Raw genomic sequence first — 14,586 nt, 5'->3', positions numbered from 1 at the left:
CAGACCTGGGGCATATTTCATTGGACGGTTATGGCTCGCCTTCCTATGCTCGACCGATAACCAGATGACGGCCGCCTGTATGCGGCCGCCGCATCGGGTGCGCCGAAGCAGGCGACACGCGGGCGGAAGACCAAGGGAGGGAGCATGTCCACAGCGTCCATGGAGTCGCGCTCTGGCGCTGCGCCAGTGTTGATCGTCGTACTGGCGCTGCTGATGGCGCTGGCAGGCTGCACGCGCAATGGTGACAAACCCGCCATGCCGAAACCTGGCGCTGCCACCGCGACCGCGTCGTCGCAACCGGCGAAGCCGACCCCGATCCCGCAATTCGTCAGCAAGGACGGCCGCCACGCGCTGCTGGTCGACGGCGAGCCGTTCCTGATCCTCGGCGCGCAGGTCAACAATTCCAGCAACTACGAAGCCGCGCTGCCGCAGGTGTGGCCGGCGGTGGAATACGTCGGTGCGAACACGGTGATGGTGCCGGTCGCGTGGGAGCAGGTGGAGCCGAAGGAAGGCCAGTTCGACTTCTCCTTCCTCGATACGCTGCTGAAGCAGGCGCGCGAGCGCGATCTGCGCGTGGTGCTGTTGTGGTTCGCGACCTGGAAGAACAACGGCCCGAACTACGCGCCGGCCTGGGTGAAGCTGGACAACGCGCGCTTCCCGCGCGTCATCGACCCGAACGGCAAGGTGCTCAATTCGCTGTCGCCGCACGCGCCGGCGACGCTGGAGGCTGACCGCAAGGCCTTCGTGCAACTGATGCGGCACCTGAGGCAGGCCGACCCGCAGCGAACGGTGATCATGGTGCAGCCGGAGAACGAGCCCGGCACCTACGGCAGCGTGCGCGACTTCTCGCCGCTGGCGCAGAAAGTCTTCGATGGCCCGGCGCCAGATGCACTGGTGAAGGGGCTGGGCAAGCCGGCTGGCACCTGGCGTGAAGCGTTCGGCAAGGACGCCGACGAGTACTTCCACGCCTGGCACGTCGCACGCTTCATCGATCAGGTGACGCAGGCCGGCAAGGCCGAATACCCGTTGCCGATGTACGTCAACGCCGCGTTGCGCGACCCGTTCCACCCCGACCTGCCCGGCCAATACGAGAGCGGTGGCGCCACCGACAACGTGCTCGACGTGTGGAAGCTCGCCGCACCGCACATCGATCTCCTCGCGCCCGACATCTACATGCGCGAGCACGAGAAGTACACCACCGTGATCGACCGCTACGCGCGCGCCGACAACGCGCTGTTTGTCGCCGAGACCGGCAACGACGTGCCGTACGCGCGCTACTTCTTCGCCACGCTTGGCCACCAGGCGATCGGCTGGTCGCCGTTCGGCATCGACTACACGAAGTACTCGAACTGGCCGCTCGGCGCCAAGCGCATCAACGAGGAGTCACTGGCGCCGTTCAAGCTCAATTACGGCCTGGTGAAACCGGCGATGCGGGTGATCGCCAAGGCTGCCTCCGAAGGCCGCGTGCACGGCACCGCCGAGCGCGCCGGCGAACCCGAGCAGTTGCTCAAGCTCAACGACCGCTGGAACGCGACCATCACCTACGGCGTGCCGCAGTTCTGGTACCAGGGCAAACCGCCGGGCAATCCCGAAGCGAGTGGCGCGGCGCTGGTCGTCGAGCTGGGCCCGGATGAGTTCCTGGTCACCGGCATGCATGCGCGCGTGACGATCCACCCGGCCAGCGAAAGCGTCGGCCAGATGATCTACGACCGCGTCGAGGAAGGCACCTACGCGGATGGGCAGTGGCAGTTCCAGCGCGTGTGGAACGGCGACCAGACCGATTACGGACTGAACTTCTCGTCGGCCACGCAGCTGCTGCGCGTGAAGCTGGCAACGTATTGATGAAAAGCATTTGCCGCGGCAAGCAAAAACTACAGGCGCAACGACCGATGCACAAAGTCCTACTGACGATCCCCTTCGCGCTGCTGCTGACCGCATGCGGCGGGCAGGCAGCGAAGCATTACGAAACCATCGACGGCGGCATCGTCGTGCGCCCGACCCAGGACGGTGTGGCGCCGGTGCGCCTGCAGGCCGTCAGCGACGCCATCGTCCGCGTCAGCGCCGATCCGGCCGGAAAATTCGCACGCTCGGCGAGCCTGATGCGGGTGGACGAGGGCAAGCCGGCCGCGCCCAAGTTCGAGGTCAGCGAGCAGGACGGCACGGTGCGCATGAACCTGCCGCAGATCAGCGCGACGGTGTCGGTGAAGGACGGCCAGGTCCGCTTCTTCGACGCCGGCGGCAAGCCGCTGCTCAGCGAAGTCGCCGGTTCCCGCGAGTTCAAGCCGCTGCAGGTCGAAGGCCGTCCGTACTTCAACCTGCGCCAGCGCTTCGAGCCGCAGGACGAGGCGCTGTACGGCTTCGGCCAGCACCAGCAGGGCTGGATGAACCTGAAGGGCCGCGACGTCGAGCTGCTCCAGCACAACATCGACAACGCCGTGCCGTACCTGGTCTCCAGCCGGAACTACGGCTTGCTGTGGGACAACGACTCGATCTCGCGGATGGGCGACCCGCGCGGGCTGCAGCCGGTCGGGCAGACGCTGAAGCTGTTCGACGCCGACGGCAAGGAAGGCGCGCTGACCGCGCGCTACTCCCTCGACGGCGTCGAGAAGCTCGTGCGTCGCGAGAGCGAGGTCAATTACCAGTACATCAAGGACCTCAAGAACTATCCGGCCGACGCCAAGGCGAAGGACAAGCCGATGCAGGTGGTGTGGGAAGGCGAGATCGAGGCGCAAAGCGCCGGCCGCCACACCTTCTCGCTGTATTCCAGCGAATACGCGAAGCTGTGGATCGACGGTGAGCTCAAGCTCGACCGCTGGCGCCAGAACTGGAACCCGTGGCACCACGAGTTCGCGCTTGACCTCAAGCCCGGCCAGCGCCACAAGCTGCGCATCCAATGGGACCTGATCGACCCGAGCTACATCGCGCTGCTGCATCGCGATCCGTTGCCGGCGGCCGAGGCGAAAGACCTGTCGCTGTGGTCCGAGGCCGGCCAGATCATCGACTACTACGTCGTTGCCGGCGCCGACATGGACGACCTGGTCAAGGGCTACCGCCGCCTGACCGGCAAGGCGACGTTGCTGCCCAAGTGGGCCTACGGCTTCTGGCAGAGCCGCGAGCGTTACAAGTCGCAGGCCGAGCTGGTCGGCGTGGTGGACGAGTACCGCAAGCGCGGCCTGTCGCTGGACAACATCGTGCTCGACTGGTCGTACTGGCCGGCCGACGCCTGGGGCTCGCACGATTTCGACAAGACGTTCTGGCCCGACCCGCAGGGCATGGTCGACGCGATCCACGCCAAGCACGCGCAGCTGATGATCTCGGTGTGGCCGAAGTTCTACCCGACCACCGCGAACTACAAGGAGCTCGACGCCAAGGGCTACATGTACAAGCGCAACGTCGAGGTCGGCGAGCGTGACTGGATCGGCGAGGGTTACCTGAACTCGTTCTACGATCCGTACGCGGCCGAAGCGCGCGACATCTACTGGCGCCAGATCGACGAGAAGCTCAACGTACTTGGCATCGACGCCTGGTGGCTGGACGCCGACGAGCCCGACCTGCACTCCAACATCGACATCGGCGAGCGCAAGGCGCGCACCACGCCGACGGCGATTGGCCCGTCGACCGAGTACTTCAACTCCTATCCGCTGGCGCACACGCAGGGCGTTTACGAGCATGACCGCGCGAAGGACGGCAAGCGCGTGTTCATCCTTTCGCGCAAGGCCTACGCCGGCACCCAGCGCAACGCCACGGCGAGCTGGAGCGGCGACATCGTCTCGCGCTGGGATAACCTGCGCGAGCAGATCAGCGCAGGCGTAAACATGTCGCTGTCGGGCCTGCCGAACTGGACGCTCGACATCGGCGGCTTCTCGGTGGAGAAGCGCTACGAGAAGCAGGACCCGGCGCACCTGGCCGAGTGGCGCGAGCTCAACACGCGCTGGTTCCAGTACGGCGCTTTCCTGCCGCTGTTCCGATCGCACGGCCAGTTCCCGTTCCGCGAGATCTGGAACATCGCGCCGGAAGGCACGCCCTATTACGACAGCCTCGCCTACTACAACAAGCTGCGTTACCTGCTGCTGCCGTACACGTACACGCTGGCCGGCGACACGTACCACCGCGACGGCACGTTCCTGCGCGGCCTGTTCATGGATTTCCCGCAGGACGCGAACACGCGCGACATCGACGACGAATACCTGTTCGGCCCGGCCTTCCTGGTCGCGCCGGTCAGCGAATTCAAGGCGACGCAGCGCGCGGTGTACCTGCCGGCGGGCAGCGACTGGTATGACTTCTACAGTGGCAAAAAGGTCGCCGGTGGGCAGAAAATCGCCGCCGCCGCGCCGCTCGAACGGATGCCGCTGTTCGTGCGCGCCGGTTCGATCGTGCCGATGGGTCCGGTGCAGCAGTGGGTGGGCGAGAAGCCCGATGCGCCGCTGACGATCACCGTTTACATCGGCAGCGACGGTGCGTTCTCGCTGTACGAGGACGACGGCAAGGGTTACGGCTACGAGAAGGGTGAGTCCAGCCGCATTGCACTGGCGTGGAACGACAAGAACGGCGAGCTGACCATTGGCGCGCGAGAAGGTTCGTTCGAGGGCATGCAGGCGCAGCGGACTTTCCACGTGCGCTTCGTCGATGGCCCGCGCGCCGATGCCGGTGCGCTGGAGCCGGTGGCCGATGCGAGCGTGCAGTACGACGGAAAAGCGCTGATGGTGAAGCGGCCGGCAGCGAAGTGATGCAGCACCCCTTTCCCGCTAGCGGGAAAGGGGTGCTGTCGGATGGACAATGAAGGCATGACCATCGATTCGACCCGGCGCGAGCTGTTGAAGGCGACCACCGCGGCACTGGCCTTGGCCGGCTTCGGTGGCGTGCGCTTCGCGTCGGCGACCGGATCCTTGGCAGCGCAAGCCACCGCTGCCGACGCGCTGACGCTGTGGTATCGCCGCCCGGCGACGCAATGGGTCGAAGCGTTGCCGCTCGGCAATGGTCGCCTCGGTGCGATGGTGTGGGGCGGCGGCCAGCACGAGCGGCTGCAGCTCAACGAGGACACGCTGTACGCAGGCGGTCCCTACGATCCGGTCAGCCCGGACGCGCTGGCCGCACTGGCGAAGGTGCGCGAGCTGATCTTCGCCGGCCGCTACGTCGAGGCCGAAGCGCTGGCAGATGCGGCGATGATCGCGAGGCCGCGCAAGCAGATGCCGTACCAGCCGCTCGGCGACCTGGTGCTGGATTTCCTCGAAGTCTCAGATCTGGGCGACTACCGGCGCGAACTCGACCTCGACTGTGCGTTGGCGACGACGACATTCGAAAGCCGCCAGGTCGTGCACCGCCGCGACGCTTTCGTCTCGCCGGTCGACCAGTGCCTGGTGGTGCGCCTGGGCGTCGGCAAACCCGGGCGGCTCGGCCTGCGCATCGGTCTGGACACGCCGCAGGACGGCGAGGTCGTGCACGTCGGCGACAATGAGGTGCTGCTGCACGGACGCAACGATGCGGCGTTCGGCATCGAAGGCCGGCTGCGCTTCGCCATGCGGATGCGAGTGATCGCGCAAGGCGGCACGCTGCGCGCGCTCGACGACCGTCTGGAACTGACCGGTGCCGACGGCGCGCTGCTGCTGTTGACCGCGGCCACCAGCTACCGCCGCTTCGATGACGTGGGCGGCGATCCGGCGTCCATCACCCGCGTCCGGCTTGATGCGGCGGCGAACAAGCAGTACGACACGCTGCTCGCCGACCACATCCAGGAACATCGCCGCCTGTTCCGCCGCGTGCAGATCGACCTCGGCCGCGGCGAAGGCGCGGGCCGCCCCACCGACGAGCGCGTGCAGGCCTTCGCACAGGACAACGACCCGGCCCTGGCTGCGCTTTACCACCAGTTCGGCCGTTACCTGCTGATCGCCAGCTCCCGCCCCGGCACGCAGCCGGCCAACCTGCAGGGCATCTGGAACGACCTGCGGCAGCCGCCGTGGGAGAGCAAGTACACCATCAACATCAACACGCAGATGAACTACTGGCCGGCCGAGCCGACCGCGCTGGGTGAGTGCGTCGAGCCACTGGCGGCGATGGTGGAGGACCTGGCGAAGACCGGTGCCGATGCCGCGCGCAGGATGTACGGCGCGCGCGGCTGGGTCGCGCACCACAACACCGACCTGTGGCGACAAGTCGCGCCGATCGATGGCGCGAAATGGGGACTGTGGCCGATGGGTGGCGCGTGGTTGTGCGAGCACCTGTGGGAGCGCTGGGATTACGGCCGCGACCGCGCCCTGCTCGCGCGCATCCAGCCGCTGTTGAAGGGCGCGGCCGAGTTCTTCGTCGATACGCTGGTGGAGGATCCGCGCAGCGGCGAACTGGTCACCAACCCGTCGCTGTCGCCGGAGAACATGCACCCGCACGGCAGCACGCTGTGCGCCGGCCCGGCGATGGACTCGCAGATCCTGCGTGACCTGTTCGCGCACTGCATCGAGGCGTCGCGCATCCTCGGCGTCGACGGCGATTTCGCCGTGCAATTGCAGGCACTGCGCGAACGCCTGCCGCAGGACCGCATCGGCAAGGCGGGCCAGTTGCAGGAGTGGCGCGAGGATTGGGACATGGACGTGCCGGAGATCCACCACCGCCATGTCTCGCACCTGTACGCGCTGTACCCGAGCGCGCAGATCAACGTCCGCGACACGCCGCAACTCGCGGCAGCAGCGAAGAAATCACTGGACATCCGCGGCGATGACGCCACCGGCTGGGGCCTCGGCTGGCGCCTGAACTTGTGGGCGCGGCTCGGCGACGGCGAGCACGCCTACCGCATCCTGCAACGCCTGCTGCAGCCGGACCGCACCTACCCCAACCTGTTCGACGCGCACCCGCCGTTCCAGATCGACGGCAATTTCGGCGGCACCGCCGGCATCACGCAGATGCTGCTGCAGAGCTGGGGCGGGTCGATCTTCCTGCTGCCGGCATTGCCGGCGGCGTGGCCGCGCGGCGAAGTACGCGGCCTGCGCGTGCGCGGCGCGGCCAGCGTCGACCTGACCTGGCGCGACGGCTTGCTCACGCGAGCCACGCTGCGCAGCGATGCGGGCGGCGATTACGAAATCGTCCACCGAAATCAAACGTTGAAGGTGGCGCTGAAGCGGGGCCGCAGCGCGCAGTTCGTGCTGCGCGACGGCGCGCTGGTGCGGGCATGAGCGCTCGCATGAGTCGCTACCCGGTCTCGACGTCGGCACCCGCGGTGTCAAGCGGCGCGCTTACGGCCCGTCGCAGCGCAACGTCGTCGCCATGCAGGGCCGTGCCTGTGCAGGCCGAAGGCGCCGCGTTCGGCGTCGCTGTAGCCGCCTCCCGTTCTGTCACCCCTCCGAGAATATCCCCATGACCACTCCCTACATCGGCGCCCAGGAATACTTCCCCGGCATCGGCCGCATCGCGTTCGAGGGACGCGATTCCGACAATCCGCTGGCCTTCAAGGTCTACGACGCCACCAAGAAAGTCGGCGACAAGACCATGGCCGAGCACCTGCGCTTCGCGGTGTGCTACTGGCACAGCTTCTGCAACGCCGGCCACGATCCGTTCGGCCCGGGCACGCGCAACTACCCGTGGGACGCCGCCGACGCACCACTGGCGCGCGCCGAGGCCAAGCTCGACGCCGCGTTCGAGTTCTTCACCAAGCTCGGCGTGCCGTACTACTGCTTCCACGACATCGACCTGGCGCCGGACGCCGAGGACATCGGCCCGTACGAGAAGAACCTCAAGCACCTGGTGGCGATGGCCAAGGAACGCCAGCAGGCGACCGGCGTGAAGCTGCTGTGGGGCACGGCCAACCTGTTCTCGCACCCGCGCTACATGAACGGTGCGGCGACCAATCCGGATTTTGCGGTGGTCGCGCGCGCGGCGGTGCAGGTCAAGGCGGCGCTCGACGCCACCGTCGAGCTGGGCGGTGAGAACTACGTGTTCTGGGGCGGCCGCGAAGGCTACGCCTGCCTGCACAACACCGACATGAAGCGCGAGCTGGAGCACTTCGCGCGCTTCCTGACCATGGCGCGTGATTACGGCCGCAGCATCGGCTTCAAGGGCGTGTTCCTGATCGAGCCCAAGCCGATGGAGCCGATGAAGCACCAGTACGACTTCGACAGCGCCACCGTCGCCGGCTTCCTGCAAAAGCACGGACTGGACCGGGACTTCAAGCTCAACATCGAGGCCAACCACGCCACGCTGTCAGGCCACACCTTCGAGCACGACCTGCAGGTCGCCTCCGATCACGGCCTGCTTGGCAGCATCGACGCCAACCGTGGCAACGCCCAGAACGGCTGGGACACCGACCAGTTCCCGACGGACCTGTACGACACCGTCGGCGCGATGCTGGTGGTGCTGCGCCAGGGCGGGCTGGCCCCGGGCGGGTTGAACTTCGACGCCAAGGTGCGGCGTGAGTCGACCGATGCACAGGACCTGTTCATGGCGCATATCGGCGGCATGGACGCGTTCGCGCGCGGCCTGGAAGTGGCGCACGCGCTGCTCAACGATTCGCCGTGGGAGCAGTGGCGCGCGCAGCGCTACGCCAGCTTCGACAGCGGTGCCGGCAAGGAGTTCGCGAACGGCCAGCTGGGGCTGTCCGACCTGCATGCATTGGCGCTCAAGAGCGGCGAGCCGGCGAAGCTCAGTGGCCGCCAGGAGCAGTACGAGAACCTGCTCAACCAGTACCTGCTGCGGTAAACGGGCTTTGCTCGTCATTCCCGCTAAAGCGGGGATGGCGAAGGTGGAGGGGCACCCGGGCCGCGAGTCCGGGTGCGGGGCGGTCAAGAACATCACGAGAAGAACGACGACATGAACAGCACCACCCTCGATGCCGCGGCCATGCGCGGCGCGGAAAACACCGGTTTCATCGTCCTGATCAGCTGCGTCGCCACCATCGGCGGCTTCCTGTTCGGTTTTGACAGCGGCGTCATCAACGGCACCGTCGACGGCCTGCAGCAGGCGTTCGGTTCAAGCAAGGCCGGGCTCGGCTTCGAGGTCGCCTCGATGCTGCTGGGCTGCGCGATCGGTGCGTTCTTCGCCGGCCGTCTCGCCGACCGCTGGGGCCGGCGTTCGGTGCTGATCATCGCCGCGGCGCTGTTCCTGCTGTCGGCGCTCGGCGCCGGTGCCGCGCACAGCTCGCTGTGGTTCGTGTTCGCGCGCGTGCTCGGTGGTTTCGCGGTCGGCGCGGCCAGCGTGATGTCGCCGGCCTACATCGCCGAGGTCGCGCCGGCGCGCTATCGCGGCCGGCTGGCGACGGTGCAGCAGATCGCGATCATCGGCGGCCTGTTCTGCGCGTTCCTGAGCAACTACCTGCTGGCCAAGGCGGCCGGTGCCTCGACGCAGCCGCTGTGGGCTGGCCAGGAGGCCTGGCGCTGGATGTTCTGGATGCAGGCGATTCCGTCGCTGCTGTTCCTGTTGTTGCTGCTGCTGATTCCGGAGAGCCCGCGCTACCTCGTCGTCAAGCGCCGCCTGGACGATGCGCGGCGCGTGCTGACCCGCTTGTACGGCGCGGCCGAGGCCGACACCAAGCTGGCCGAGATCGGCGCCTCGCTGTCGGCCGACCACCACCGCCCGCGGCTGTCGGACCTGATCAACCAGGCCACCGGCAAGTTACGCCCGATCGTCTGGGTCGGCATCGGTTTGGCCACGTTCCAGCAGCTGGTCGGCATCAACGTGGTGTTCTATTACGGCGCGGTGTTGTGGCAGGCGGTCGGTTTTTCCGAGGAGCACGCGCTGCTGATCAACGTGCTGTCCGGCGCGCTCAGCATCGGCGCCTGCCTGGTAACGGTGGCGCTGATCGACAAGGTCGGGCGCAAGCCCTTGCTGTGGATCGGCTCGGCCGGCATGGCGGTGGCGTTGGCCGGGGTGGTGGTCGCGTTCGCCACCGGCACCCTCGACGCCAGCGGCAAGCTGCAGCTGTCCGACGGCATGGGCGTGCTGGCGCTGGTCGCGGCCAATGCCTACGTGGTGTTCTTCAACGTGTCATGGGGCCCGGTGATGTGGGTGATGCTGGGCGAGATGTTCCCGAACCAGATCCGCGGCTCCGGCCTGGCGGTGGCCGGTGCGGCGCAGTGGACATCCAACTTCATCATCACGGTGAGCCTCCCGATCCTGCTCGCCGGCATCGGCCTGGCCGCGACCTACGGTCTGTACCTGGCTGCGGCGGTGGTCTCGGTGTTCTTCGTGCTGCGCTGCGTGCACGAGACCAAGGGCAAGGAGCTGGAGCAGATGCAGGGCTGATGTCGGCGCCAGCAGCGGCGTCTGGTGCCGCCGCTGCGGCTCAGCCGGCCGCGTCGCAGGCGATGTCGTGCGCGGCCAGCTCAGCCACCAGTGCCACCGGCGGCGGTGTCCGCAGCGCGACACCGGCCTGCAGCCAGACGACGTGGCGGCCAGCGCCGGCGTGCAGCAGCAGTAGCGCCTGCCGCGCGGCCGGTGCGGGCGGCATCGGCAGGCGTTCGGCGTCGCGTCGCGCCAGCGCCTGCACGGTCGCGGCGACCTCGGCGTCGTACAGCAGCACGTCGGCCTGGTTCATCGTGCGCAGCGCGCGCAGCGTCAGCCGGCCCGGGTCGCCGTCGTCGCAGCCGATCAGGCTGACCCGGCCGCGCAGCGGCGCCTGCGTGACCTGGTGCAGGGCGGCGACGAGGGTCGCTTCGGCCGCAGCATCCTGGCCGGTGCGCAGCAGTTCGGCGACCGCGCCGTCGAGCATCGTGTCGAACCACTGCCGGCGTTGCGCCAGCTGCGGCAGGCGCGCGCGGATCGTGCCGCGATGGCGTGCGAACAAGGCGGCGAGCTTGCCGAGGGAGTCGTCCAACTGCGCTTCCAACTGCTCGCGCAGGCGTCGCGCCAGCATCGGCGCGGCGCCACCGGAGGAGATCGCCACCTGCAACGGTGCGCGGGCCACGACCGCCGGGACGTGGAAACTGGACAGCTCGGCGTCGTCGACGATGTTGACCAGGCGCCGGCGCCGCTGCGCCTCGTCGGCCAGGCGGGCGTTGAACGCGCGGTCGTCGGTGGCCGCCACCACCAGCCAGACCCGCTCCAGCCAATCGGGATCGAAGTCCCCGTACAGGCGCTGCAGCCGCCCTTGCTGCAACCACTGCGACAGCGTGTCGTCGAGCGCGTGGGCATGGACCAGCACGTGGGCGTCGGCGTCGAGCAGGGCTTCGATCTTGCGTGTCGCCACTTCGCCGCCGCCGACCACCAGCACCTCGCGGCCGGACAGGTTGGCGAACAGGGGATACAAGGCCATTCGGATCGCTCCAGAGGATGCTGCAGACGCTAATGTTGCATGGCAACATGCAACGAACCACTCCTTCCACTTCGGTGCTGCCCGCGGTGCTGCGCATTCTGCTGGTCAACGATACCCACAAGCCGATCGGCGAGCTGCGCCAGACGCTGCTTGCCGCCGGCCACGAGGTGCTGGCCGAAGTGGCGTCGGCGCGGGAACTGTTGAAGGCGGTGGAATCGCAGCAGCCCGACGTGGTCATCGTCGACGTCGATTCGCCTTCGCGCGACACGCTGGAGCAATTGGCGCTGGTGCATCGCCATGCGCCGCGGCCGGTGGTGATGTTCTCGGCCGACGGCAACGACCAGTTGATCCGTGCCGCGGTCGGTGCCGGCGTCACCGCCTACGTCGTCGACGGGCTGGCACCGGCGCGGCTGGCGCCGATCATTCAGGTGGCGCTGGCCCGCTTCGAGCAGCAGGCGGACGTGCGCCGTAAGCTCGACGAAGTGCAGTGCAAACTGGACGAGCGCAAGCTGATCGACCGTGCCAAAGGACTGCTGATGGAGAAGCGCGGCATGAGCGAGGCCCAGGCCTATGCCGCGCTGCGCCAGCAGGCCATGAACCAGGGCTTGAAGCTGGCGGACGTGGCCCGCCGGATCATCGCCATGGCCGATCTACTGGGATGAGGCCGGCATGAGCCAGACACGCAACCACGGCTGCCGCACGCTGCAACTGGGCTTCATGCCGCTGATCGACTGCGCACCGCTGGTCGCGGCGGTGCGGCTGGGCCTGGATCGCAAGCATGGCTTGCAGCTGCAGCTGCATCGGCAGGCGTCGTGGGCGGCGGTCCGCGACCGGCTGTTGTCGGGCGAGCTCGATGCGGTGCAGGCCCTGGCCGGGCTGGTCTACGGCGTGGAAACCGGCATCGGCGGCCCGCGCAGCGAACTGGCGATCCTGCTCACGCTCAACCACAACGGCCAGGCGATCGCGCTGTCGCCGTCGCTGGCGCAGCCGCTGCAGCAGGGGCGGCCGCTGGCCGAACTGCTGGCGACGTTGCCGCGGCGGCCGGTGTTCGCGCAGACCTTTCCCACCGGCACGCACGCGATGTGGCTGTACTACTGGCTGGCGGCGCAGGGAGTCGACCCGATGACCGCGATCGACAGCGTGACGCTGTCGCCATCGCAGATGCCCGATGCGCTGGCCCGCGGCGAACTGGACGGCTTCTGCGCGGGCGAGCCGTGGGTGACACAGGCGCAGGCACTGGCGGCGGGGCGTCGGGTGATGCGCAGCGGACGAATCTGGCCGGGCCATCCGGAGAAGGTGCTGGCCTGCCGGCGTGAGTTCGCAGCGCTGGAACCGGACACGGCGATCGCGCTCACCGCAGCGGTACTGGAGGCCTGCCGTTGGCTCGACGAGCGCGCCAACCGTCGCGAGGCGGTGGCGTGGCTGGCCGATGCCGAGGTGATCGGCCTGCCGGCCGAGCGCATCGCGCAGTGCCTGCTGCCTGACGCCGCCGCTGACGATGCCGGGCCGGTGCAAGCGCTGCAGTTTCACAACGGCGGTGCCGTCAATTTCCCCTGGCTGTCGGACGGGCGCTGGTTCCTGCAGCAGTTCCGCCGCTGGGGCTGGTTGGCGGCCGCCGAGCGCGCGGCCGACGATGCGCTGTTGGCCAATGTGCACCGGCTGGACAGCTACCGCGCCGCCGCCGCCCGCATTGGCGTCCCGGTCCCCGCGCAGGATTCGCGCCGCTCGATCCTGTTCGACGGCAGCGCCTGGGAATAAGCGTCACCGCCGGCACCTTGATGGTGCATTGCACAAAAGCGGTGCGGCCTGCACGCAACTGGTGCGCTTGCGTTGCGGCCGACCGGTTCGATCGCCGGCCCGTGGCCCAAGGCGGTGATCCAACTGCTTGAATTGACGACGGATTCGATCGGTGCCGGCATGCCGTCATAAGTTGGCACGCTGATTGCTTAGTAATACCTGCGGGTGCAACGACGTGCCCGTGACAACCAGATCCGGCGAGCGGGCCAACGGCGGTCCGGCAAGCCAAGACGACGGCGTCTCCCGGTGCGAACCGGTAGGCGCCGTTTTTTGTTTCTCCACCCTTTGCAGTCGTTGTCGCCGGCGGTGATTCCGCGCGGCGCAGCGGTCTTCGACCGGAGATTGCGCGGATGAATCGTTCGTTCTGGCAGGCCGGGCATACGCCCACGTTGTTGTCGGCGTTTTTGTATTTCGACCTGAGTTTCATGGTGTGGTACCTGCTGGGGCCGTTGCAGGTGCAGATCGCGCAGGCGCTGCAGCTGGACACGCAGCAGCGCGCGCTGATGGTGGCGGTGCCGATCCTGTGTGGTGCGGTGTTGCGCCTGTTCCTGGGCCTGCTGGCCGACCGGATCGGTGCCAAGCGCACCGGCGTGCTGGCGCAGGTGGTGGTGATCGCGGCGTTGCTGGCGGCGTGGACGCTGGGCGTGCACAGCTTCGCGCAGATGCTGCTGCTGGGCGCGATGCTCGGTGTGGCCGGCGCCTCGTTCGCGGTGGCGCTGCCGCTGGCCTCGCGCTGGTATCCGCCGCAGCACCAGGGCACCGCGCTGGGAATCGCCGGTGCCGGCAATTCCGGCACGGTGCTGGCGGCACTGTTCGCGCCGATGCTGGCGACGGCGTTTGGCTTCCAGCAGGTGTTCGGCCTGGCCTGCATCCCGCTGGTGCTGGTGCTGCTGGTGTTCGCGCGCTGGGCCAAGGACGCGCCGGTGACGGTGCCACAGCGGCACCTGTCCGATTACGGCCGCGTGCTGGTCGGCAACCGCGATTCGTGGTGGTTCATGCTGTTCTATGCGGTCACCTTCGGCGGTTTTGTCGGTTTCGCCGGCGTGTTGCCGGGCTATTTCCACGACGAGTTCGGCTTCTCGCCGAAGGCGGCCGGCTGGGCCACCGCGGCCTGCGTGATGGCCGGCTCGGGCATGCGCCCGCTCGGTGGCGTGATGGCCGACCGCATCGGCGGCACGCGCACGCTGCAGGCGGTGTACGTCGCGGTCGCGGTGCTGATCGCCGCGGTGGCGCTCGGCATCGGCGGCGCGGCGGCGACGGTGGCGCTGTTCGTGGTCGCGCTGCTGTGCCTGGGCGCCGGCAACGGCGCGGTGTTTCAACTGGTGCCGCAGCGCTTCGCTGCCGACATCGGCCTGATGACCGGATTGATCGGCATGGCCGGCGGCGTCGGCGGCTTCCTGTTGGCCGCCGGCATGGGCGTGCTCAAGCAGCACGTCGGCAGTTATGCGCTCGGGCTGTGGCTGTTCGCCGGCATCGCGCTGGCGGCGTCGCTGTGCCTGGTCGGGGTCAAGCAGCGCTGGCGCGTGCATTGGGCCGCGACCAGCGCGGCGCGGGTCTGA

General features: G+C 68.1%; 9 protein-coding genes. 8 read left to right on the top strand and 1 reads right to left on the bottom strand.

Annotated elements, in window-relative coordinates; all coding sequences use genetic code 11:
* Positions 1-159: 159 nt before the first annotated feature.
* The 5 genes from ACFOLC_RS05770 to ACFOLC_RS05750 all read left to right on the top strand — a co-directional run bounded on the left by ACFOLC_RS05770 (position 160) and on the right by ACFOLC_RS05750 (position 10,221).
* On the top strand, positions 160-1,842 hold the full coding sequence (locus ACFOLC_RS05770) for a GH35 family beta-galactosidase (RefSeq protein WP_386758548.1): 1,683 nt from the start codon (positions 160-162) through the stop codon (positions 1,840-1,842).
* A gap of 47 nt (positions 1,843-1,889) precedes the next feature.
* Positions 1,890-4,727 carry a TIM-barrel domain-containing protein gene (locus ACFOLC_RS05765; RefSeq protein ID WP_386758274.1) on the top strand — a complete coding sequence of 946 codons (2,838 nt, stop codon included), beginning with the start codon at positions 1,890-1,892 and terminating at the stop codon, positions 4,725-4,727.
* A 57-nt stretch (positions 4,728-4,784) separates the two neighbouring features.
* On the top strand, positions 4,785-7,160 hold the full coding sequence (locus tag ACFOLC_RS05760; RefSeq protein ID WP_386758273.1) for a glycoside hydrolase family 95 protein: 2,376 nt from the start codon (positions 4,785-4,787) through the stop codon (positions 7,158-7,160).
* 181 nt (positions 7,161-7,341) lie between these two features.
* Complete coding sequence (xylA, locus tag ACFOLC_RS05755) at positions 7,342-8,679, top strand: xylose isomerase (protein WP_386758272.1); 1,338 nt, start codon at positions 7,342-7,344, stop codon at positions 8,677-8,679.
* Positions 8,680-8,790: 111 nt separating this feature from the next.
* Positions 8,791-10,221: a sugar porter family MFS transporter gene (locus ACFOLC_RS05750; protein ID WP_386758271.1), complete on the top strand. Its 1,431-nt coding sequence runs from the start codon at positions 8,791-8,793 to the stop codon at positions 10,219-10,221.
* A gap of 40 nt (positions 10,222-10,261) precedes the next feature.
* Here ACFOLC_RS05750 and ACFOLC_RS05745 read toward each other — a convergent pair whose 3' ends face one another.
* Complete coding sequence (locus tag ACFOLC_RS05745) at positions 10,262-11,230, bottom strand: NAD(P)-dependent oxidoreductase (protein ID WP_386758270.1); 969 nt, start codon at positions 11,228-11,230, stop codon at positions 10,262-10,264.
* Between the two features lie 89 nt (positions 11,231-11,319).
* Here ACFOLC_RS05745 and ACFOLC_RS05740 point away from each other — a divergent pair, with 89 nt between their 5' ends.
* From ACFOLC_RS05740 to ACFOLC_RS05730, 3 genes are all read left to right on the top strand, one after another.
* Positions 11,320-11,892: an ANTAR domain-containing response regulator gene (locus tag ACFOLC_RS05740; RefSeq protein ID WP_386758547.1), complete on the top strand. Its 573-nt coding sequence runs from the start codon at positions 11,320-11,322 to the stop codon at positions 11,890-11,892.
* Positions 11,893-11,899: 7 nt separating this feature from the next.
* On the top strand, positions 11,900-12,988 hold the full coding sequence (locus ACFOLC_RS05735) for a CmpA/NrtA family ABC transporter substrate-binding protein (protein WP_386758269.1): 1,089 nt from the start codon (positions 11,900-11,902) through the stop codon (positions 12,986-12,988).
* Between the two features lie 428 nt (positions 12,989-13,416).
* Positions 13,417-14,586 (top strand): nitrate/nitrite transporter, encoded by a 1,170-nt coding sequence (locus tag ACFOLC_RS05730; protein WP_386758546.1) that lies wholly within the window; start codon positions 13,417-13,419, stop codon positions 14,584-14,586.

The sequence above is a fragment of the Lysobacter cavernae genome, assembly GCF_042648505.1.
In the GTDB taxonomy this organism is placed as follows: Bacteria; Pseudomonadota; Gammaproteobacteria; order Xanthomonadales; family Xanthomonadaceae; genus Lysobacter_L; species Lysobacter_L cavernae.
Note: the sequence above shows the minus strand (reverse complement) of the source record. Positions and strands in the feature narration are given on the sequence as shown.